Source organism: Tetragenococcus koreensis, from assembly GCF_003795145.1.
Classification (GTDB): Bacteria; Bacillota; Bacilli; order Lactobacillales; family Enterococcaceae; genus Tetragenococcus; species Tetragenococcus koreensis.
This window is the reverse complement of sequence record NZ_CP027786.1, coordinates 654,014-675,591: the sequence shown is the minus strand read 5'-3', so window position 1 is coordinate 675,591 and position 21,578 is coordinate 654,014. Positions and strand designations below refer to the sequence as shown.

The 21,578-nt window shown below is 38.2% G+C and carries 19 protein-coding genes; 1 reads left to right on the top strand and 18 read right to left on the bottom strand.

From position 1 onward, the window contains the following. Positions 1-731: 731 nt before the first annotated feature. The 4 genes from C7K43_RS03195 to C7K43_RS03180 all read right to left on the bottom strand — a co-directional run bounded on the left by C7K43_RS03195 (position 732) and on the right by C7K43_RS03180 (position 4,351). Entirely contained in the window at positions 732-1,496 is a 765-nt protein-coding gene (locus tag C7K43_RS03195; RefSeq protein ID WP_124005530.1) for an ABC transporter ATP-binding protein, read from the bottom strand. Further along, positions 1,493-2,380, bottom strand: a complete 888-nt coding sequence (locus C7K43_RS03190) for an ABC transporter permease (protein ID WP_124005529.1) — start codon at positions 2,378-2,380, stop codon at positions 1,493-1,495. The genes C7K43_RS03195 and C7K43_RS03190 overlap by 4 nt, the downstream gene beginning before the upstream one ends. Continuing rightward, on the bottom strand, positions 2,377-3,396 hold the full coding sequence (gene trpX, locus C7K43_RS03185; RefSeq protein ID WP_124005528.1) for a tryptophan ABC transporter substrate-binding protein: 1,020 nt from the start codon (positions 3,394-3,396) through the stop codon (positions 2,377-2,379). Before trpX ends, C7K43_RS03190 begins: the two co-directional genes overlap by 4 nt. A gap of 355 nt (positions 3,397-3,751) precedes the next feature. Then, positions 3,752-4,351 (bottom strand): hypothetical protein, encoded by a 600-nt coding sequence (locus C7K43_RS03180; protein WP_226996722.1) that lies wholly within the window; start codon positions 4,349-4,351, stop codon positions 3,752-3,754. 142 nt (positions 4,352-4,493) lie between these two features. On the opposite strand from C7K43_RS03180, the gene C7K43_RS03175 reads away from it, so the two are divergent. After that, positions 4,494-6,206, top strand: coding sequence for an NFACT RNA binding domain-containing protein (locus C7K43_RS03175; protein WP_124005527.1), 1,713 nt, complete (start codon positions 4,494-4,496; stop codon positions 6,204-6,206). A gap of 45 nt (positions 6,207-6,251) precedes the next feature. On the opposite strand, the gene C7K43_RS03170 is transcribed toward C7K43_RS03175, so the two are convergent. The 14 genes from C7K43_RS03170 to C7K43_RS03105 form a co-directional block, all read right to left on the bottom strand. Next, positions 6,252-6,932, bottom strand: a complete 681-nt coding sequence (locus C7K43_RS03170) for a carbonic anhydrase family protein (protein WP_124005526.1) — start codon at positions 6,930-6,932, stop codon at positions 6,252-6,254. 101 nt (positions 6,933-7,033) lie between these two features. After that, a complete protein-coding gene (gene pyrE, locus C7K43_RS03165; RefSeq protein WP_124005525.1) occupies positions 7,034-7,669 on the bottom strand; it encodes an orotate phosphoribosyltransferase in 636 nt (211 codons plus the stop codon). After that, a complete protein-coding gene (gene pyrF, locus C7K43_RS03160; RefSeq protein ID WP_124005524.1) occupies positions 7,666-8,385 on the bottom strand; it encodes an orotidine-5'-phosphate decarboxylase in 720 nt (239 codons plus the stop codon). Before pyrF ends, pyrE begins: the two co-directional genes overlap by 4 nt. 38 nt (positions 8,386-8,423) lie before the next feature. After that, complete coding sequence (locus C7K43_RS03155; protein ID WP_124005523.1) at positions 8,424-11,606, bottom strand: carbamoyl phosphate synthase large subunit; 3,183 nt, start codon at positions 11,604-11,606, stop codon at positions 8,424-8,426. Between the two features lie 2 nt (positions 11,607-11,608). Continuing rightward, a complete protein-coding gene (locus tag C7K43_RS03150) occupies positions 11,609-12,688 on the bottom strand; it encodes a carbamoyl phosphate synthase small subunit (protein WP_124005522.1) in 1,080 nt (359 codons plus the stop codon). Then, entirely contained in the window at positions 12,663-13,970 is a 1,308-nt protein-coding gene (locus C7K43_RS03145; RefSeq protein ID WP_124005521.1) for a dihydroorotase, read from the bottom strand. The genes C7K43_RS03150 and C7K43_RS03145 overlap by 26 nt, the downstream gene beginning before the upstream one ends. 27 nt (positions 13,971-13,997) lie before the next feature. Further along, positions 13,998-14,924 (bottom strand): aspartate carbamoyltransferase catalytic subunit, encoded by a 927-nt coding sequence (locus tag C7K43_RS03140; RefSeq protein WP_124005520.1) that lies wholly within the window; start codon positions 14,922-14,924, stop codon positions 13,998-14,000. Between the two features lie 15 nt (positions 14,925-14,939). After that, positions 14,940-16,220, bottom strand: coding sequence for a uracil permease (uraA, locus tag C7K43_RS03135; RefSeq protein ID WP_124005519.1), 1,281 nt, complete (start codon positions 16,218-16,220; stop codon positions 14,940-14,942). 2 nt (positions 16,221-16,222) lie between these two features. Beyond that, on the bottom strand, positions 16,223-16,762 hold the full coding sequence (gene pyrR / locus C7K43_RS03130) for a bifunctional pyr operon transcriptional regulator/uracil phosphoribosyltransferase PyrR (protein ID WP_124005518.1): 540 nt from the start codon (positions 16,760-16,762) through the stop codon (positions 16,223-16,225). A 550-nt stretch (positions 16,763-17,312) separates the two neighbouring features. After that, on the bottom strand, positions 17,313-18,227 hold the full coding sequence (locus C7K43_RS03125; RefSeq protein WP_124005517.1) for an RluA family pseudouridine synthase: 915 nt from the start codon (positions 18,225-18,227) through the stop codon (positions 17,313-17,315). Beyond that, a complete protein-coding gene (gene lspA, locus C7K43_RS03120) occupies positions 18,217-18,687 on the bottom strand; it encodes a signal peptidase II (RefSeq protein ID WP_124005516.1) in 471 nt (156 codons plus the stop codon). The genes C7K43_RS03125 and lspA overlap by 11 nt, the downstream gene beginning before the upstream one ends. 24 nt (positions 18,688-18,711) lie before the next feature. Further along, complete coding sequence (locus C7K43_RS03115) at positions 18,712-19,395, bottom strand: CBS domain-containing protein (protein WP_124005515.1); 684 nt, start codon at positions 19,393-19,395, stop codon at positions 18,712-18,714. Positions 19,396-19,453: 58 nt separating this feature from the next. Next, entirely contained in the window at positions 19,454-21,115 is a 1,662-nt protein-coding gene (locus C7K43_RS03110) for a formate--tetrahydrofolate ligase (protein WP_124005514.1), read from the bottom strand. Between the two features lie 66 nt (positions 21,116-21,181). Further along, the gene (locus tag C7K43_RS03105) at positions 21,182-21,577 is read right to left on the bottom strand and encodes an EbsA family protein (RefSeq protein WP_124005513.1); all 396 of its coding nucleotides are present in this window, start codon (positions 21,575-21,577) and stop codon (positions 21,182-21,184) included. Position 21,578: the final 1 nt, after the last annotated feature.

The following is a 21,578-nucleotide window of genomic DNA, read 5'->3' as shown; positions in this document are numbered from 1 at the left end:
GGCTCGCTATAGATTTTTATCGATCTATGCGGCCTATTTTGTCACTTCAAATTGCCCTAGCCATCATAGATACAAACGTTGGTCGTGTTTGTATCCATGCTTTTATGAATACAAACCTATCTAAAATAGCTAAAGTAATAATTATTCAGTTGTATTTGCATTATTTTAATCATAATAATCGCTCCAAACTGAATTGAGATTGAACTTAGTATAGGTGGCAAAAAAGAAAATGTCAACAATTATTTTTGATTATACAAGAAAGTACATTTTTTTGAGATAATAGAAATACTGATACGATAGTTTTTATTCTATCTTTTAACAGATGAAAAAGTTATCATAAAACTACAAGAAACCTCTTCTGAAAATCATATTACACACAAACCATTGCCATTTGAAGAATCAACAGTGGAAACATTATCCGAGATTGCAAAGATGAACAACGTTTAATGGATTCGCTATCCGAGAATAGTAAGACGAATAAGGAAAAGTCAAAGTGTTATCCGAAAAAAGGGAAAATTAGCATAAAATTCTTGAAAACAGTCAAAGACGGACAACAAAAAGCCAAAACGTTATCCGTCTCTTCATTTTTGGATAACGTTTTAGCCATTTGTTCTCCGAGAATGTCCTCCATTTCGGTAATAAAACTGCAAAAATGAAAAATCGATAGTTACGTCAGTGAAAGAAAGAGCTAAAATACTAAATAGTTTAAGATTTTACGGTCTTTTCTATTTTCAATTAATTTCTTCAAAAAACTGCAATAAATCAGGCATTGTTAATTGTGCTTTTTCTTGCTCATTTAAATCTTGAATAATTTCACCCTTTTGCATAACAATCATACGATTACCATATTGTAATGCGTCTTCCATGCGATGAGTAATCATTAAACACGTCAGCTGTTGTTCTTTGATCCGTTGGGCTGTGATGTTCATTAATAGCTTAGATGTTTTAGGATCAAGAGCTGCTGTATGCTCATCTAAAAGTAATAATTCGGGTGTCTGAATAGTTGCCATTAACAGACTTAAAGCTTGTCTTTGTCCACCCGATAGGTTACCTGCCGGGGTATTCAGATGGTTTTCCAAGCCGTTGCCGACTTCTTTTGTTAATTGATAGAAACTATCCTGATGTTGTTTTAATTGACGCAAGCGTAAACGGCGCTTTTTGCCGCGACCTTTTGCTAACAATAAATTTTCTGCGACTGTCATCCGCGGAGCCGTTCCCATTTTAGGATCTTGAAAGACACGAGAAATATAAGGTGCACGGTTTTCTTCTGATAGCTGGGTCACGTCTTTGTCTTCAATCAAAATTTTACCAGAAGATAAAGGCATTGTACCAGAAATCGTGTTAAATAAGGTACTTTTCCCCGCTCCATTACCGCCTAATACAGTAATAAATTCATTTTTCTGAATTGAAAGGTCGATATGATTCAATAAAGTCTTTTTTTCTTTAGGACCATTATTAATTAATTTAGCTGCGTTACGCATTTCCAGTACTGTCATTTTTGGCCCTCCTTTTCAAAACCTGTTTTAAGCTGCAGTTTTTCTTTAAATTGCGGAATCAACAAGCATAGTGCTAAGACGATAGAAGAGAATAAATTGAGATAAGTGGTATCAAATCCTAAACGGATGATTAACAAAATTAATAACTGATAGATAATACTACCAATTACGATAGCCACTAACCGTTCAAAAAAGGTCAGTTCTCCATATAATACTTCACCAATGATAATCGAAGAGAGTCCAATAACGATAACACCTGTTCCTTTATTCACATCAGCATAACCATCACTTTGAGCAATTAATGCGCCTGCTAAAGCAATTACGCCATTTGACAGAATGATGCCGGTAATTTTCATCCGGTCTGTTTTGATACCTAGAGACTTCGCCATGGTTTCATTATCCCCTGTAGCAATGTAGCTTTGGCCAAATTCAGTACTAAAGAAAAAGAACAATATTGCAATGATTACGATAACTACTGATAACCCAAGGAAGACAATGTCAAAATTAGGGGGCAAATCCATATCCGTAAAGATATCCAAGACATTGGATTGATTTAATAAAGATAAATTCGGTGACTGCATGACAAACAGCATCACAGAGTTTAAGGCCGACATCACAAGAATCCCAGATAGAATCACTGGAATTTTTCCTTTAGTGTATAATAAACCGGTAACCAGCCCGGCACACATCCCAGCTAAAACCCCGAAAAAAGTAGCGACCAGTGGCGTAAAGCCATTAATGATGGCCGTCACACAAACAGCTCCACCTAAGGGAAAAGATCCCTCTGTTGTCATATCAGGGAAATTTAAGATTCGATAGGTCATAAAAATTCCCAAACCAAGTACACTCCATAATAACCCTTGTCCAATCGATGAAATGATCATTCGTCTTCCTCCTCTACATAAGTGGCGTCTTCGGTAACAGAGTCGGGTAAGTCAACATTTAGTTCCTCTGCTTGTTCTTTATTAATAATGACATCTCCAGTGTCAAATGTATAAATCGGGGTGGTAGCAGGTTCTGCTTTGCCATCAAGAATGTCAGCTACCATTTTTCCTGATTTAACGCCTAAGTCGTATTGATTTACCCCAATAGTAGCCAGTCCACCTTGTTCGACCATCGTATCCACTGAAGGAATGATCGGTGTGTTTTTTTGGTTAGCTGCATTTACTACCGCAGGCATTGCATTAGCAATCGTATTATCTAAGGGAATGTAAATCATGTCAACTTCATCTCCCATAGTCTGTACGGTCTGTGTGATTTCATTCGTAGAAGGAACCGAATAATCTTCTACTTCAAAGCCGGCTTTTTCTGCTTCTTCTGTGGCTTCGGCTACTTGGTATTTTGAGTTATCCTCGGTGGAAGAATACAAAATTCCTATTTTCTGAGTATCTGGTAACAGCTCTTTGGCTAGTTCCATCTGTTGATCAACTGGTGCTTTATCCGAAACCCCAGTAATATTTCCGCCAGGTTCTTCCATATCATCAACTAAGTTAGCTCCCACAGGATCGGTGATAGCACCTAAGACGGTAGGAATATCTTGTGTTGTGTTAGCCAAACTTTGAGCAGCAGGTGTTGCAATTCCAACCAAAGCATCTGGATCTTGCTGGACAAGTTGCTGACTCATAGTATCTAAATTACTTTGGTTTGCTTGCCCATTCTGGTAATCAATTGTTAAATTTTCTCCTTGAATATAGCCTGATTCTTCCAGACCATCTTCTATCCCACGTCTGATTTCATCCAGCGCTGGATGACTTACATATTGCAGTATACCCACTGTTTTGTCTGTTTCCTCAGTAGGGGTCTGTTCAACTGAGCTGCCTTTGCCAATTTCAAAAACAAAGGTAATAATAAGTGTCGCAAATAGTACAATAAGCGTTAAAATAAGTCCTCTATTTTTCATTTATTTTCCTCTTTTCTATTGGTATGAGTAAGAAAAGAACACTGTAAAATTTTTCCACCCAAATAAAAAAGACAACTGTCATTGCGGCAATTGTCTTGACAATAAAAGCCGCATAGATGAAAGATCTATGCGGCGATTTCATATATGTAGACCAGCATAGATACAAAACTTTAGAGTGTTCTTCTAAAAAGTTGTATCTATAGGATATAATAAAGACCTATCAATACAACGTTTTGCACCAGCTTTGCCAAGTTTGTGTGGGTTTAATTACACGAACGTTTTGCATGATAGATCCTCCTTGTTAGTTAATTTGAAACAATCATAACTGATTCAAATAAGCACGTCAACTCTTTTTTTAATTTTCTTGTGCTTTTATGTTCCACATAGGCAATCGATTTAGTTCGGGGATAAAATTTTCCTCCGGGTTATCAATTGAACTCAGCACAAAGCGATTCTTTTCTTTCCCATTTTGAAAAAAAATAAACGTCACTTCATCAGGCGCTAAATCGTAAGTATTGGCAACTTCACTTGTTTGATAAACCAATGGATAATAATAAAAATTTCGATTTAATTCTTTATCCTTATCCTTAATAATTTTCATTGCTTGATTGGTATCAGGCTGATTAGGTTTAGCAAACATCACAGAAATAGCTTTTTTCTCATGAATGATTGCGTCTCCTTGATCATAAGAAAAAGGAACCATTTTTTTAGTAGGAAGTTCTTCATAAATCAAATTATCAATTTGAGCAGCACGTATTTGGGTATTCATTGTTAACATAAAAAAAGTTAACCCTGTCACAACTAAAAGCCCCACAATTACAAATGCAATACTCTTTTTTTTATTTGCATAAATGGCATCTGCAAAATCATTCCCTATAGTTTGCAGACTACTTTTTATTTTTTTGACCAACTGACTCATCATAGATCCTTTTACACCTGCTTTAACACTTGTCATTTTAATTTATACTAGCAATAAATAAACCCTGTCGTCAAGCACCATTACAAAAACATTGTATTATTTTTGTGTTACAATTTTGTTTTCTTTCCTATAATTCGTTATAATAAACAAAGACAAATTGAAGAAACGAGGGAATCTCATGTCATTTGATGGTATATTTACCCATTTGATGGTAAGTGAATTGGCTGACCAATTACAAAATGGCCGAGTGCATAAAATCCAACAACCTTACGACCAAGAAATCGTATTAATTATACGCGCACAACGAAAAAATCATAAATTATTATTATCCGCTAACCCCAACTATGCTCGAATTCAGTTAACCACGATGCAATACGATAATCCAGCAACGCCCCCTAATTTTGTTATGATGCTAAGAAAATATCTAGAAGGCGCTATTTTACAATCCATTGAACAAGTAGCAAATGACCGGGTTATTCATTTTACGTTTGCTCATCGCGACGAACTAGGCGATCTAGAAAACATCGTATTGGTGGTTGAATTGATGGGACGTCATAGTACCATTTTATTACTAAATCAAACCACTGGAAAAATTTTAGATGCAATTAAGCATATCGGATTGTCTCAAAATACCTATCGCACTCTTTTGCCAGGCGCAAACTATGTTGCCCCACCCGACCAAGAAGTGCTAGATCCCTTCACGACCGATGACGCCCAAGTCTTTGATCGTCTTTCTACCTTGGACAACTTAACTGGAAAAGCGCTGCAGAGCCAGTTTCAAGGATTGGGACGCGATACAGCAGATGAATTAGCATTTCGTCTAAATGAAAAGCCGGACGAAAAAATGAGGATTTGGGCTACTTTTTTCAACGAATTAACGCAGTATACACAGCCTACCTTCACTAAAACTGAAAATAAAGAATTTTTCACGCCGATTTTTTACCGCCATTTAGAAAAACAGCAAACAGAAGTCACCACTTACTCCACCTTAAGTGAACTACTGGATGGTTTTTATTTGGAAAAGGCTGAAAGAGATCGTGTAAAACAGCAAGGAAACCTTCTAATCAAAAGAGTCGAAAATGAAATTAAAAGAAATCAGACCAAGTTACAAAAACGAGAAAAGACACTCGCTGATTCTAAAAATGCTGAAGAATTCCGCCAAAAAGGAGAACTTCTAACCACCTTTATGAATCAAGTACCACGAGGGCAAGAACAAGTCGAACTACCCAATTATTATGAAGAAGATAAACCGTTGACTATTTCTTTAAATCCAGCCCTTTCGCCTAGTCAAAATGCACAAAAATATTTTCAACGTTATCAAAAATTACGCAATGCAGTCAAAGTTGTAGGCAAACAAATTAAAGAGGCAAAAAACGAATTAGCCTATTTAGAATCAATCATGTCTCAGATCGAGCTGGCCTCACCTACCGATCTAAAACTGATCAAAGAAGAACTAGTCGCACAAGGTTATATCAAATCGCAGAATAAAAAACGTAAAAAGCCAGAAAAAAAATCGCGTCCAGAACAATTTGTTGCTAGCGATGGAACTTCGATTTTGGTAGGTAAAAATAATTTACAAAATGATCGCTTAACATTAAAAACTGCCAAAAAAACCGACCAATGGCTGCACGCCAAAAACATCCCAGGTTCACATGTGATTATTCAAAGTTCAGAACCTACAGAAGAAACAATCGTAGAAGCTGCCAAATTAGCAGCTTACTTTTCCAAATATCGTTTTTCTTCTTCGGTTCCCGTTGATATGGTCCAAGTAAAACATATTCGAAAGCCTAATGGCGCTAAGCCTGGCTTTGTGATTTATGAAAATCAAACGACCTATTTCGTTACACCCAGTAAAAAAGATATTGTCCGACTAAAAAACACGTCTAAATAAAAAAATCTTCCCAAGCTAGCTTTGTTGCCTAACTTGGGAGTTTTTTTATGGTTTCTTATAATAAATCGATCGCTGCTTTTTATCTTGTAGCGGACGATTATTAGGCGATAACGATGTTTCAAAGCGCTCTATAAAAAAGCGGCTCATAACCCCTTTTTGGTCAAACACAAACCATTGTACTGGTCCTTGTGTTGGTGGTGTTGTAAGGGACCCTTCATAATGAAAATAACCAGAACCTTCCGGTAAAAACATCAGCGGATCTAATAACTGTTTTTCATCTTCAGTATTTGCTAATTCAATCGTATCGTCATTACAACGATTTTGGCTGCCTTCTTCCAAAGAAAAGAGCACAGCGCAAACTAAAAAAGGTTGCCCATGCTCACTTTTATGGACTAAATGAAATTCCAAAGGGGTTTGTTCTTTTTCGATGATATGTTCACTAGGCATATGAAAATGGATATCCGTCAAATAATAGCGTTCGTCTGCAAATTCAACGTAACTTAAACCTTCTGCAGGTTCAAAATGCATCGTATCGTTCACTCTTTTGACATAAAATGTTTGTTGATCATAACTAAATGCAATTGCCTGAGTTAAAGGTTGAGTTTCTTTATGAAACAATGAGATCGGCGATTGCCAAGGAAATTGCCCTGCCTCATAAAACTCCTCGCAAAGTGTGGGCCAAAACTCTGGGCCCGTATCACCTGTATAACTCCAAACACGCGACATAAAAAAAACCTCTTTTAATTTTCAAAGTATGCTTCATTTTTCTTCCTAGTAAGATTGTAGCAAATTCCTCGGACAAAATAAATGAAGCACTTAAACTATTTTTATTTAGCTGTTGCCCAATGATTAGGATCTTTTTTCCAAGCTTGTAATAAATGTAGTTCATTTTTATTAATATAATTTTCAGCTAAAGCTGTATCGATTAAAGTCGAATAATTCGTTAGTGTAATAAGCGGTACATCGTTTTTCTTGAAGTTGTCTTTTCCACTTTGCAATTCATAAGTAAAAATAGCAGCTACACCTAAAACGTCAGCACCTTCGCTTTCTGCTGCAGCACAAGCTTCTAATACGCTGCCGCCGGTTGAAATCAAATCTTCAATCACGACGATCTTCTGTCCTTTTTCCAGTTTACCTTCAATTTGGTTGGCTTTCCCGTGTTCTTTTTTCTTACTACGGATATAAACCATTGGTAAATCCAAAATATCAGCAACCCAAGCAGCATGTGGAATCCCTGCAGTTGCCGTGCCGGCAATGACTTGTGTATCAGGAAATTTTTCTTTAATTTTTTCAGCTAAACCTTGTGCGATGATTTTTCTAACTGCTGGGTAACTCATAGTGATTCGATTATCACAATAAATCGGGCTTTTAATACCACTGGCCCAAGTAAATGGTTCATTAGGATTTAAAAAAACAGCTTTAATGGAGAGTAACTCTTGTGCGATTTCTTTTTCGTTATTCATTTGGTAGTTTCCTTCCAATCTTTTTTAATATTTTGATAAACTTTATAAGGATCGGCTGCTAAAGTAATCGGCCGCCCAACAACAATGGCATTGGAGCCGATAGCTCGTGCTTTGCCCGGAGTTACCACTCGTTTTTGGTCTCCTACCTCACTGCCTTCGGGTCGGATACCTGGTGTTAAGCACATGAAATCTTGTGTTGTTGCGTTATGAATCTTTTGTGCCTCCCATGCCGAAGAAACTACCCCGTCTAAATCGGCTTGTTGCGCTATCTTAGCATAATGCAACACGCTTTCTTCTAAGCTTGCTTGGACTAGTTGCTCTTCTTGCATTTGCTCTTGGCTAGTTGAGGTCAACTGGGTAACGGCAATCACTTTAGGAACTTCTTCTCCAGCAGTTGTTCCCGTCTTTAGGCCTTGTTTAGCCCGTTGCATCATTTCAACTCCTCCAGCTGCTTGGACTGTGGTAATTGAAACACCCAATCTAGCTAAGCCTGCCATTGAATATTCCACTGTATTCGGGATATCATGTAATTTTAGATCTAAAAATATATCATGTCCTGCTTCTTTTAGCCAATGAACAATGGCGGGACCTTCTTGATAAAAAATTTCCATACCCACTTTAACAAAGAGAGACTCCTCTTGCGGAAATTTATTTAAAAAAGACTTGATCTCATCTTTAGAAGGAAAATCTAAAGCAATTATTGGTCGTTCAATCATTTCTTCAATCCTTTCTCATCATCCTTTTTGTTTGTTTATTAAAGTTCCTTAGTTGAAAATGCTCTTGCCTGAATTACTTTTAAAATAGCTGCCACAGTATCTAAGGAAGTAAATAAAGTAATCCCTTGTTCTACAGCTTTACGACGAATCTTAAAGCCATCATAAGAAGTATCTTTACGACTTTGCTTAATAGTATTAACAATCATTTGAATATGGCCTTTTTCTATCATGTCTATTATAGTTGGTTCTTTACTATCAGATATTTTACTTACTCTGTGTACTTTTAATCCATGCTTGGCAAAAAAATCAGCTGTACCTGAAGTGGCAATTAAATTAAAGCCTACCTCTGAAAAACTTTTGGCTAATTGTAAAGCGACAGGCTTGTCGGCATCTGCAATAGTAAATAATACCGAACCAAACGCTGGTATAGCTAAGTTTGCTGCTTCAAAGGCTTTGTACAAAGCCTTTTCTAAATTTACATCGGTTCCCATTACTGTGCCTGTGGATTTCATTTTTTGATCTAGTTCGCTGTCAATTGCTAAGAGATTAGTCAGAGAAAAAACAGGCGCTTTGATATGAACTGCAGTTGTAGTAGGCGGTAAAATATTGGAACAACCCATACCTGACAGCTCTTCTCCTAAGATAACTCTTACTGCAATTTGTACCATCGCAGTATCAGTTATTTTACTCAAAAAAGGAACAGTTCGACTGGCGTAAGGAAACACTTGAGTCATATACACCTGCTCATCAGAAATAATAAATTGTATGTTTATTATCCCGCACAGCTCCAAACGCTGACTTAAGCGTTTGGCGTAGCTTTCGATTGTTTTCAGAACTTTTTTGGAAAAATTCTGCGGCGGATAGACTGTCATTGAATCTCCCGAATGTACATCAGTTCGTTCAATATGTTCGATGATACCTGGTATCAAAGTCGTCTTTCCATCATAAATAACATCGACTTCACCTTTTCTACCAGCAATAAAACGATCAATGAATACCGAATTATTTTGAGGACTTTTAGTCATATGCGCAAGACAATCCTTTAAATCCCTCTCATTATCTATTTTTCGTATATCATTTTCACTTAACAAATCATTGGGACGTACAATAATTGGAAAACCTATTTTTTCAGCAATCGTAAGAGCATCGGAGGTATTTTCTGCGATTTGCTCTTGCCCTGAACCAACCTGAAGTTCTTTTAGTATTGTAGTAAATTTTTCTGGGTTTTTAATCTGTTTAAGACCAGCTGGATTTGTTCCCAACACCTTGATGTCCAAATTTGCTAGAGCCTCACTTAAATGATGCGCTATTTGCCCACCGAACTGACCGATGACGCCTAACGGTTGTTCCCATTCAATCACGTTACGTACTTCTTCTAAAGTTAACGGTTCGAAATAAAGTTTATCAGCAATCATAAAATCAGTTGAAACAGCAGACGGATTATCATTAATGACAATCGCTTCATAACCGGCTTGACGCACAGTTTTAATTGCATGCACAGTACTATAATCGAACTCGCTTCCTTGTCCGATTCTAAGTGGTCCAGCGCCTAGAATTAAAATAGAAGGTTTCTTAGTCACTTGACTTTCATTTTCCATTTCGTAGGAGCTATAAAAATAAGGTCTTTGAGCCGCAAACTCTCCTGCACAACTGTCCACTGTTTTAAATACAGGAATTATTTTTTGCTCTTGACGTAAATGGCGAACTTCCTCTTCTCGGGTTTGCCATAATTGGGCTAACTTTTTATCGGAAAATCCGTTTTGCTTAGCCTTTTTTAATAGCGCGAAATCAGAAACATTTTCTTTTAACTGTCCTTCAAGTTCCACAATATGGGCTATTCTATCTAAAAAGAATAGATCAATCTTCGTCATTTCTGCTAGCTCTTCAATCGTATAACCGCGACGCAAACTTTCAGCTAAGGTGTACAATCGATGGCCTTGTCCATGAATGACTTTTTGGATAAGAATATCATCAGTCAGGCCTTGTAAAGTGCTGGATTCAATATGGCTTACTTTTATACCCAATGAACGTACCGCTTTTAATAAGGACTCTTCCAGGGTTCGCCCTATAGCCATCACTTCCCCGGTAGCTTTCATTTGCGTATTTAGTTGCCATTGTTCATCTTTAAGTGTATCAAAGGGCCAACGTGGAATTTTGGTTACCACATAATCCAAAGCTGGCTCAAAATCAGCATAAGTGGTTTGAGTAAGTGGGTTTTTGATTTCCGCCAAATTCAATCCCACAGCAATTTTTGCCGCAATTGTAGCAATTGGGTATCCAGTTGCCTTACTAAGCAAGGCACTAGAACGGGTCAAACGTGGATTAACATCTAGTACATAATAATCAAAATTTTTTGGGTCAAGTGCAAACCTCAGATGACAGCTGCCTACAATTTTTAAGGCATGAATCACTTTTAAGGAGGCATCACGCAGCAGCTGATATTCATGATCGGTCAATGTTTGACTAGGAATAAATGCCAATGAATCACCACTATGAATTCCTACTGGATCAAAATTTTCTATATTACCTACAGCTAATGCATTGTCAGCTGTATCACGCAGTACTTCAAATTCAATTTCTTTAAAACCCGCAAAGCTCTGCTCGATTAAACATTGTGAAATTGATGATAATTTTAAGCCCTTTGCTACAAGTCGGCGTAGTTCAATTTCATTATGGCAAATGCCACTACCTGCTCCTGCCAAAGTCAATGCAGGACGCACAAACAAGGGATAACCTAATTTTTTAGTAAAAGCAATCGCTTCATCAACTGAAGCAACCATTTGTGCCGCTGGTATTGGTAGTGCAAGATTTCTCATCAATTCTATAAAAGAACTATGGTCTTTCGTCTGTTTAATTGCTGAAGTATTCGTCCCTAGCAGCTCGATGTTTAACTCTTCTAAAATGCCTGAAGCAATTAATTCGCGTACAGTATTTAAGCCTGTCTCTCCGCCAAAAGTGGACAAGATTGCATCTGGCTGTTCTTTTCGCAAAATGCGTGCGATAAAGTCTGAAGTAAGTGGTTCGATATAGACATGATCGGCGTTTTCTTTATCAGCCATAACCGTAGCAGGATTTGAGTTAACCAAGACTACTTCATACCCTTCTTCTTTTAAAGCTGTACAAGCTTGAGTACCTGCATAGTCGAATTCAGCGCCTTGACCAATCGTCGTCGGTCCTGCTCCGAGGATTAAGACTTTTTTGATATCTCTTCTTTTGGGCACAACTAAACAGCTCCTTTTTGCGCATCCATCATCTCAATAAATTCGTCAAACAAATACAACGCATCATGAGGACCCGGAGCAGCATCTGGGTTAAATTGAACCGTAAAAGCCGGATAACGGCGATGCTTTAATCCTTCAATAGTGCCATCATTTACATTAAAATGAGTGACCAAGAGTTTTTTAGCATCGATCGAAGATTTCTTTACCGCATATCCGTGACTTTGGGAAGTCATATCAATGCGTCCAGTTGCTCTTTCTTTCACCGGATAATTTAGTCCATGATGACCAAAACTCATCTTATAGGTATCGCAATCGTTAGCTAAAGCAAACAATTGCTGTCCTAAACCAACTCCGAAAATAGCAACTTTACCTTGAATTTGACGGATCATTTCTACCACAGCCGGGATACTTTTCGGATCGCCCGGACCATTAGTTAAAAGTACACCGTCTGGTGCTAATTCAAGAATCTCCGCAGCCGAGGTATGATAGGGCATAACAGTCAAATTACAATTTCTTTTCGCTAATTCACGCATAATGCTATGTTTTAAACCTAAGTCAATAACTACTACGTTATGACCCGTCCCAGGGCTAGGATAAGGTTTTTGAGTAGAAATTTGCTCCACCTGATTTGTAGGTAATACGCTAGCTTTTAATTGATCATAGGCATGAGCGAAAGCATCTCCTGAATCAACAATACTAGCTTTCATAGTACCCACTTGGCGTATTTTACGAGCCAAGGCTCGCGTATCAATTCCTGCAATCCCTGCAATATTTCTGCGAGCTAAAAAATCAGAAAGGGACATTTGATAGCGCCAGTTACTAGCCAGACGAGGATATTCTTTAACGACAATCCCCTTACAGGTTGGCGAAAGTGATTCATAATCGTCACGGTTAATACCGACATTGCCAATCAGTGGATAAGTGAAAGTAATAATTTGGCCATTAAAATTTTGATCGGTAATACTTGCTTGATAGCCTGTCATGTTCGTCGTAAAAACAATTTCGCCAAAAACATTGAGTCTAGCGCCAAATCCTTCTCCGTCAAAACAAGTGCCGTCATCTAAAATTAACCAACGATCCATTTTGGTTCCCACCTTGCCATACAATTTTCCCATCTACTAACGTATAAAGTGTATCACCAAAAAGCTTTTTACCTATAAATGGTGTATTTTCTGCCTTGGATAAAAATTTCTTTTCATCAACAGTATAACTATGATCAATATCGAATACTGCTAAATCAGCTGGATCGCCGATATCTAAGCGATTAACAGGTAGTCCAAAAATTTCAGCCGGGTTTATTGCCATCCATTGAATCACTTGTTCTAAAGTAAAAACTTCCGTTTTAACGAAAGTCGTATAGATCAGTTGAAAGGCATATTCTGAGCCCACAATACCAAAAGGAGATTTTAAGAAATCCTGATTTTTTTCAGCAAAACTGTGGGGGGCATGATCTGTCGAAATACAATCAATCGTCCCATCCAACAATCCTTCAATCAAAGCTGCTTGGTCCTCTTTAGCACGTAGTGGCGGATTCATTTTCCAATAGCCATGATTTTCTTTGATATCATCATCTGCTAATAATAAATGGTGCGGGCAAACTTCACAAGTAACATGGACCCCTGCTGCTTTAGCTTGACGAATAATACGGACACTTTCTTTAGAAGAAACATGACAGACATGGTAATGGACGCCAGTTTCTTCAGCTAAAAGCAAGTCACGAGCAATTTGAGAGGATTCTGTTGCACTCATAATCCCAGGTAAACCTAATTCTTCAGCTCTTTTCCCTTTATGCATCACACCATTAAAAAGCAATGATTCATCCTCTGTATGAGCGACAATTGCTCGTTTATTTTTCGCTGCTTCTTTCATAGCTAAATACATAATTCCAGCCGTTTGCACGCCTACCCCGTCATTAGTAAAAGCAAAGGCCCCCGCATCTTTTAATCCAGCTTGGTCAACCAGCTCTTCACTACGCAAACCTTTGGTAATCGGTGCATATTGCAAAACATGATTAACGGCATCTTGTGCGATGCTATTTTGGACTTGTTTAAAACGTTCGACAGTATCTGGCACCGGATCTAGGTTAGGCATCGCACAAATGGTAGTAAAACCTCCACGACTCGCCGCCTGACTACCGGTTTTAATTGTTTCTTTATAAGTAAATCCCGGTTCTCTAAGATGCACATGAACATCGACCAAGCCTTGAGTCACTAATTGCCCTTTTGCATCAATAATTTGATCGAATGTTTTTTCATCGAACTGCTCTCCAATTGCATGAATGACCTGATCTTTGACCCAAATTTGTACTGGCGTTAATTGATTATCATGAGAGATGATGCGGCTATTTTTAATTAACAAATTCATGTTATTCCTCCTTTATAGCAGAGCCAATTATGCTTTGCCTTGTAAAATAGCTTCTAAAATTGCCATTCTTACATAGACGCCATTGGTCATTTGCCTAACAATTCTTGATTGCAATCCTTCCACCAAAGAATCCGCAATTTCAACATCACGATTGACCGGTGCTGGGTGCATGATAACTGCATGCTTTTGCATTTGCTTCGCACGTTCTATCGTTAAACCAAATTTTGCATGATATTCTTCTTTGGAAAAACTTTCATCAGGATCATGACGTTCGTGTTGCACACGCAACATCATCATGACGTCCACTTGATCAATCAATTCATCCAATGGTAAATAAGTGCCATAAACATCAAAAGTTTTATCATACCATTGTCTAGGCCCAGAGAAATAAACGTTAGCGCCTAAACGATTGAGCATTTGCATATTTGACTTAGCTACTCGTGAATGGGTGATATCACCGACGATCGCTATATTTAATCCTTTGAAGGTACCAAACTCTTCATAGATTGTCATTAGATCCAATAAACATTGTGTGGGGTGCTGGCCGCTGCCGTCACCTCCATTAATGACACTACATTGAATGGAGGGACTTTGAATTAATTCATCATAATAGTTTTCATCCCCATGGCGGACAACGACACAATCAACACCAATGGCCGACATTGTCAAGACAGTATCATAAAGGGTTTCACCCTTTTGCACTGAACTTGTTGCAGCTTCAAATTCAATGACATCAATGCCTAATTTTTTTTCCGCGATCTCAAAACTTTTATGTGTTCTGGTACTATTTTCAAAAAAGAGATTAGCAGCAAAATACTGCTTTTTCTCCGGTAACCAAACAGCTCCTTGTTTAAACGCTTGTCCTCGTCGGATTAATCCCATCACTTCCTGGTCGGTTAGTGCTTCAACGGTCAATAAATGTTTTAGACTCACTTGTTCGGACTGTATGATCATAACCTATTCCCCCTGTTATTCTTCGCTTCTCGCTTTTACTGGTAAAATTAAATTCAAGATAATGCCGACAACGGTCGCTAAAGCCATACTGGTTAATTCAAAAGTGCCAATTTTCAAATACGCGCCTCCAATACCAATGACTAAAATAGCAGCCGTAATCACTAGATTGCGTTTTTTATCAAAGTCAATTTTATTGTCGATTAAGATACGTAACCCACTGGAAGCAATCACACCGAATAACAAGAAACTAATACCCCCGATCACAGGCGTGGGAATACTATAGATCAAACTACTGATTTTTCCAATAAAGCTAAAGAGTATAGCAAAAGTTGCAGCACCTCCGAGTACAAACACGCTGTGTACCTTGGTGATCGCTAAAACGCCGATATTTTCTCCATAACTTGTGGTTGGCGGTCCACCAACCAACCCGCCGATAATGGTGGATAGTCCATCAGCCAGCAATGTTTTTTTCAAACCAGGCGCTTTAAAAAAGTCACGTTTAGTGATTTTACTCAACACCATCAAATGCCCCATGTGTTCAGTCATAGTTACAAAAGCAATGGGCGCCATACTAATTAATGCGGCCAGAGAAAATTGTACATCATAGTCAACAAACATCACTTGAAAGTCTGGAAGTTGTAACCATGCAGCTTCTCTAACCGGTTCTAAATCGACAATCCCTACTGCTAAAGCGAACAGATAACCACCAACAATACCTAGTAAAATCGGAATTAAGCTTAAAAACCCTTTTAAATACATATTGAAAAAGATTGTAATTCCTAAAGTAACCAGTGCAACCAGAAAGAAAGTTGCGTCATAATTCCCTTCGTTAAACATCGCGTTTTCTGCTGCATTTTGAGCTAAGCCTAAGCCGATAACCATAATTACCGGACCTACGACAATCGGCGGTAAGACTTCATCAATCCAATCAGAACCTGATCTTGCAATAATGAGCGCTACAATTATATAGACAATCCCAGAATAAATGATTCCTTGCGCAACTGCTGGATAGCCGCTGGTTCCCATTAACGATTGGATAGCTGTAATGAAAGCAAAGCTACTGCCTAAATAAGCAGGCACAGTTCCTTTCGTAATGAGAATATATAAAAGGGTCCCCACACCGGAACTAAATAATGCAATACTGGGATCAAGCCCCACTAGAATAGGCACTAAAACTGTAGCGCCAAACATGGTAAATAAGTGCTGCAAACTAAGGCCTATCCAAGGCAATAATTTAGGACGGTCCTTAATGTCTAAGATTGCATCTGGGTTACGAAACTCTTTTTTATCTGTCATCACTAGTCTCCCTTTTTATTAATTAAAATGCGGTCGGTGCCATCTGTTTCAAGCATTTCTACAATAATTTCTTCTGCTGAAGAAGTGGGAATATTTTTACCCACAAAATCCGCGCGAATCGGTAATTCACGATGTCCTCGATCGACTAAAACAGCTAACGCGATTTTTTGCGGACGGCCAAAATCCATAATAGCATCCAGTGCTGCACGAATTGTACGTCCGGTAAACAACACGTCATCGACTACGATAACCTCTTTTCCTTCCAAGGATTCTGGAATATCCGAATCATATAGCTCTGGTTGACCCGTAAGATTTTTTTGATCATCACGATACAAAGTGATATCTAAAGCGCCTACTGGTACTTCAACGTTTTCTAGTTGTTGCAAACGTTCAGCAATACGCCGGGCAATGTAAATTCCTCTTGTTTTTATGCCGACTAGTACCAATTGATCAATGTCATAATTTCTTTCAATAATCTCATAAGTGATCCTAGTCAGCGCTCGTTTCATAGTAACTTCATCAATGACTTCTTTTTTTGTCATCTCACTACCTCCTCTTTTTTGTATTGAAAGACACTACGCCTCACTATCGCTCGCCCTATTACTGTTCACCTCTTCGCTTACGCTTCGATCTCATTAAGGTCTAAGCAACAAGTTGCTAAAGCCTTGATGGAGCTACTCTTAGCTCCCTTTGGTCGCTAAATCGTAGTGATTCGAGAATTTCGGACACTACGCCTCGCTTTCGCTCGCCCTAGTACTGTTCATCAACTACTCTTAGCTCCCTTTGGTCGCTAAATCGTAGTGATTCGAGAATTTCGGACACTACGCCTCGCTTTCGCTCGCCCTAGTACTGTTCATCAACTACTCTTAGCTCCCTTTGGTCGCTAAATCGTAGTGATTCACAGCAAAAAAACTCCTGCCCGTTTGAGGCAGGAGTGAACATACACTGATTTTAAAAAATCATTATTGCTTAGAATTTTACACTCAATCCTAAGACAATGATTCTTCGTCTGTCACTTCCTTTCTAGCCTCACGGGACTAACTTAAAGGTAAGTTATAAAATTTTATTACACCAACTATACAGTTATTCAATTTAAAAATCAATCGGTTTTGCTAAATTATCTAAAGTTTTTTTAAAAACTTCAGGCAAAGGAGCTTCAAAAGTCAACCATTGACCGCTGGTAGGATGAGTAAAACCAAGCACACCCGCATGTAAAAATTGCCCGTTGCCTTTAAGTGTTCTTTTAGGGCCATATACAGGATCGCCTGCGATAGGATAACCTATATATTTCATATGGACACGGATTTGATGGGTCCGACCCGTTTCTAATTGTAATTTAATCAAAGTAAAATCAGCAAAGCGTTCTAAGACCGTGAAATGCGTTACGGCAAATTTTCCATCATCCACAACGTCTTGCATTTGGCGATTCGTTTTAGAACGACCAATAGGCGCTGTGATTGTCCCTTTTTGATGAGGAATATTTCCGTGCACTAAGGCCGTATATTCACGCAAGGTCGTTTTGTCTTGTAATTGCTGGGCGAGTGAAGTATGGCTACGGTCATTTTTAGCTACCATTAAAAGTCCGGATGTATCTTTATCAATGCGATGAACAATACCCGGGCGGATTACGCCATTAATGCCCGATAATTGATCCAAATGAAATAATAAGGCATTTACCAACGTATGAGTTGGATGACCGTGTGACGGATGCACTACCATCCCTTGTGGCTTATTGACAACTGCTACGTCCTGATCTTGGTAAACGACATCAAGAGGGATATCGCAGGCTTCCACTTCTAACGGTTTTTCTTCTGGTAAATGAATAATAAAATGGTCATCTGGTTTGACTTGATAGTTTGCTTTGACTTTTTGTCCGTTTAAGACAACCAGTCCTTCTTTTAGCCATTGTTGAATTTGCGAACGACTATAAGAAGTTAGTCTTTCTGACAATACCTTATCGATCCGCCCTTGTTCGTTTGTTATCGTGCCTTCCAATTTATCTGCCATTACTTTTTCCTTTCAATCGATCCTCAAAAATTGTATAAACAAAAATCAAAATAACGCCTATTACTAATGAAGCATCTGCTACGTTAAAAATAGGAAACTGTATGAAATCTAATTGCACCATATCCACAACATAACCTAAACGGATTCGATCAATGAAATTTCCTACAGCACCTGCCAGTACTAACGCAAGTCCGAGGGTCAAAAATTTACTGTCATTGCGGTAATGAATAATTAAGTAAGTGACTACAAAGACGGCAATCACCGTAACTATCGTAAAAAAAGTCGTTTCCCCCTCCAAAATACTCCACGCGGCTCCCGTATTTTGAACATAAGTTAACGAAAAAAAATGTTCAATCATATCTTGTGTTTCGCCAAGCCCTAAGTTGGTCACAGTCCAATATTTAACCCATTGATCCAATCCAACGACTAGTGCACTTAATAAAAAAAAGATGGCTACCAATTGTTTTTCCTCATTTCTCAAGCATTAAAAGATATCTCTAGGCCGGACAATTCCTAATAAGTTCCCATTCGGATTGCCGTCTTTAGTAATAAAAACAGCATCTAATAATCCATTAGTATGAAATTTTTGTTCGACTTCATTAATCGTAGTATCTTTTGCCACAAAGGCAAAGTTTGTTTGTTTGCCATCAGTGACAATTAAATCTTTAGCAGTACGATTTTTTAATTCAACCTTCCCTTGCACACTTTCTTTGGCAAACCAATAACCTAATGCTTTCAAAGTAATTAATCCTTGAAAATCGCCTTTTTTATACAAAGGAAACTGTGAATAACGTTTAGCGGCCACAATTTTCAATAATTCAATAATCGGAATATCTTGTTCAAAGCCGGTTACATTTTTAGCAAAGCGAGGAATCACGGTTTCTGGTTGCATCAACTCAGATTCTATTTCTTGAATCCGATCTAAAATCCATTGATTAGGCTCAGCAATCACAAAATCTTCGCCAATTTGCTCATGTACAATGGCATTGCGCAACTGCGAAATTTGCAGCAAATCATTTTCGTACGTTTTTACCGGTAATTCTTCTCGATTGCTTAGCCTGCGTACCATTTGATTAAATCCCATATTTTGTGGATTTTCTAGTTGATCATTCAGCCATTTTTCAATCCGATTAAAGCTGCTTAAAAAGGCTTCTGCTCGTTCACCCATCTACTTTTCCCTCCTTTACGTATTTATTGTCACTATGGCTACTATTTTTAAATCACTATTAGAATAATCCGCTAGCATTACCAGCTGCGTCCACGTCCATGTCAAGAGCTGCGGGTCTTTTAGGCAAACCTGGCATCGTTAATACGTTCCCCGTCAATACTACCAGAAAGCCAGCTCCCATTTTGGGCATAATTTCTCGCACTGTTAAATCAAAATCTCGCGGTGCCCCTAACAGATTAGCATCATCTGAAAGAGAATACTGCGTTTTTGCAATACAAATCGGGAGTTGATCCCAACCGAGTTCTTTAAAGTCTTTTAACTGTTTTTTAGCTTTTTTCTCGAATGAAACGTCACGCGCGCCATAAATCGTTTGTGCGATCTTTTTAATTTTATCTTCTAATGGTAACCGGTTCAGGTATAGGCGCTGATAATCTGCTTTTTTCTCAGCAATTACATCAACTACCGTGCTAGCTAACTCTTGTGCACCAACACCGCCATTTTCCCAAGCAGAACTTCGTACAGCTGTAACGCCTTCTTTTCGGCACAATTCTTGTAACAAAGCAAATTCGCTTTCTCGATCTGCTGCAAATTCATTAATTGCTACAACCACTGGCATCCCATAGTTTTGCATATTTTTGATATGTTTTTTTAGATTAGCAAAGCCTTTTTCTAAAGCAGCTAAATTTTCATTAGCTAACTGATCAATAGCTAACCCACCGTGCATTTTTAAAGCACGCACTGTAGCTACCATAACAACCACATCTGGTGCTTTACCTAAATTAGGAACTTTGAGATCGAGAAATTTTTCTGCACCTAAATCAGCACCAAAACCAGCTTCGGTTACTGCATAATCACCTAGTCGTAAAGCTGTTTTAGTCGCTGTGACACTATTACAGCCGTGAGCAATATTAGCAAAAGGTCCTCCATGTATAAAGGCCGGCGTTTGTTCCAGAGTCTGCACTAAGTTGGGCTTTATTGCGTCTTTTAATAAGAGCGCCAAAGCGCCCTCCACTTGCAAATCACGGACCGTTACTGGTTCATTTTGATAAGTATAGCCGATCACAATTTTAGCTAAACGCGTTTTTAGATCCATCAAATCGCTAGCTAGGCATAAAACGGCCATGATCTCACTTGCTACTGTAATATCAAATCCTTCTTCGCGAGGAACTCCTTGCGCTTTATTTCCTAGTCCTACTACTGTGTGCCGTAATTCGCGGTCATTTAGATCTAATGATCTTTTCCAAATCACTTGTTGCGGATCAATGCCTAGCTCATTTCCTTGATGAATATGATTATCAATTAAAGCAGAAAGCGCATTATTGGTAGTTGTAATCGCATGAATATCACCTGTAAAATGTAAATTGATGTCTTCCATAGGTAAGACTTGTGAATGACCGCCACCTGTTGCGCCTCCTTTTAATCCCATCACAGGGCCTAAAGAAGGTTCTCTTAAAGCTAGCACAGCATTTTTATGTAATTGATTTAATCCGTCTGCCAAGCCGATTGATACTGTGGTTTTACCTTCACCTGCTGGTGTTGGATTAATAGAAGTAACCAAAATTAGTTTTCCCAAGGAAGACTTTTCGTTTTCTGATAAAGCAATCTTGGCTTTATATTTACCATATAGTTCAATGGTATCTTGTGGGATACCTAACTTTTCAGCAATTTGTTCAATCGGAGCCAACTTGGCTTGTTGTGCTATTTCTATATCTGATGACATCAGTCGACCTTCTTTCTGCATTTGTTTTTACAAGATGAAACCCCATTGTCGATAACCGTTTTTTAGTTAAGTTGACTGAATAGGAACATCTTCTGGTAATGTGGAAAAGAATAATTTGACTTGTTTTTTATTTAATCTTAATTCTAACGTTTGTTCTTTTAGCTTAATGGTCAACAAATTACCAGAAACTTCAACCAATCTAATTTGATCAAAAGTAAAATAATCTGTTCTCCAAAAACGAGCATAGTTCACTTGCAAGCCATTTTTATGAATAATAATAGACCGACGATAGCCGCAGTAAAAAAGGACTAGAAATATCACGATAAAAAGCATGCTCTTCCAGTGGACTTCAGCTCGTTCTAAAATAAAGGTCAAACTTAAAAATAAAAAGATAAAAGTGATTGACCAGTAAATAATAGCCAAGGAACGTTCAGGTTGCCAGCGGATTTTGTAATTTTTCAAA

What these genes read in the sequence shown, in the direction of transcription:
- C7K43_RS03195 (WP_124005530.1), bottom strand. Translation starts at nt 1,496, where the DNA reads ATGACAGTACTGGAAATGCGTAACGCAGCTAAATTAATTAATAATGGT.
- C7K43_RS03190 (WP_124005529.1), bottom strand. Translation starts at nt 2,380, where the DNA reads ATGATCATTTCATCGATTGGACAAGGGTTATTATGGAGTGTACTTGGT.
- trpX (WP_124005528.1), bottom strand. Translation starts at nt 3,396, where the DNA reads ATGAAAAATAGAGGACTTATTTTAACGCTTATTGTACTATTTGCGACA.
- C7K43_RS03180 (WP_226996722.1), bottom strand. Translation starts at nt 4,351, where the DNA reads ATGACAAGTGTTAAAGCAGGTGTAAAAGGATCTATGATGAGTCAGTTG.
- C7K43_RS03175 (WP_124005527.1), top strand. Translation starts at nt 4,494, where the DNA reads ATGTCATTTGATGGTATATTTACCCATTTGATGGTAAGTGAATTGGCT.
- C7K43_RS03170 (WP_124005526.1), bottom strand. Translation starts at nt 6,932, where the DNA reads ATGTCGCGTGTTTGGAGTTATACAGGTGATACGGGCCCAGAGTTTTGG.
- pyrE (WP_124005525.1), bottom strand. Translation starts at nt 7,669, where the DNA reads ATGAATAACGAAAAAGAAATCGCACAAGAGTTACTCTCCATTAAAGCT.
- pyrF (WP_124005524.1), bottom strand. Translation starts at nt 8,385, where the DNA reads ATGATTGAACGACCAATAATTGCTTTAGATTTTCCTTCTAAAGATGAG.
- C7K43_RS03150 (WP_124005522.1), bottom strand. Translation starts at nt 12,688, where the DNA reads ATGGATCGTTGGTTAATTTTAGATGACGGCACTTGTTTTGACGGAGAA.
- C7K43_RS03145 (WP_124005521.1), bottom strand. Translation starts at nt 13,970, where the DNA reads ATGAATTTGTTAATTAAAAATAGCCGCATCATCTCTCATGATAATCAA.
- C7K43_RS03140 (WP_124005520.1), bottom strand. Translation starts at nt 14,924, where the DNA reads ATGATCATACAGTCCGAACAAGTGAGTCTAAAACATTTATTGACCGTT.
- uraA (WP_124005519.1), bottom strand. Translation starts at nt 16,220, where the DNA reads ATGACAGATAAAAAAGAGTTTCGTAACCCAGATGCAATCTTAGACATT.
- pyrR (WP_124005518.1), bottom strand. Translation starts at nt 16,762, where the DNA reads ATGACAAAAAAAGAAGTCATTGATGAAGTTACTATGAAACGAGCGCTG.
- C7K43_RS03125 (WP_124005517.1), bottom strand. Translation starts at nt 18,227, where the DNA reads ATGGCAGATAAATTGGAAGGCACGATAACAAACGAACAAGGGCGGATC.
- C7K43_RS03115 (WP_124005515.1), bottom strand. Translation starts at nt 19,395, where the DNA reads ATGGGTGAACGAGCAGAAGCCTTTTTAAGCAGCTTTAATCGGATTGAA.
- C7K43_RS03110 (WP_124005514.1), bottom strand. Translation starts at nt 21,115, where the DNA reads ATGTCATCAGATATAGAAATAGCACAACAAGCCAAGTTGGCTCCGATT.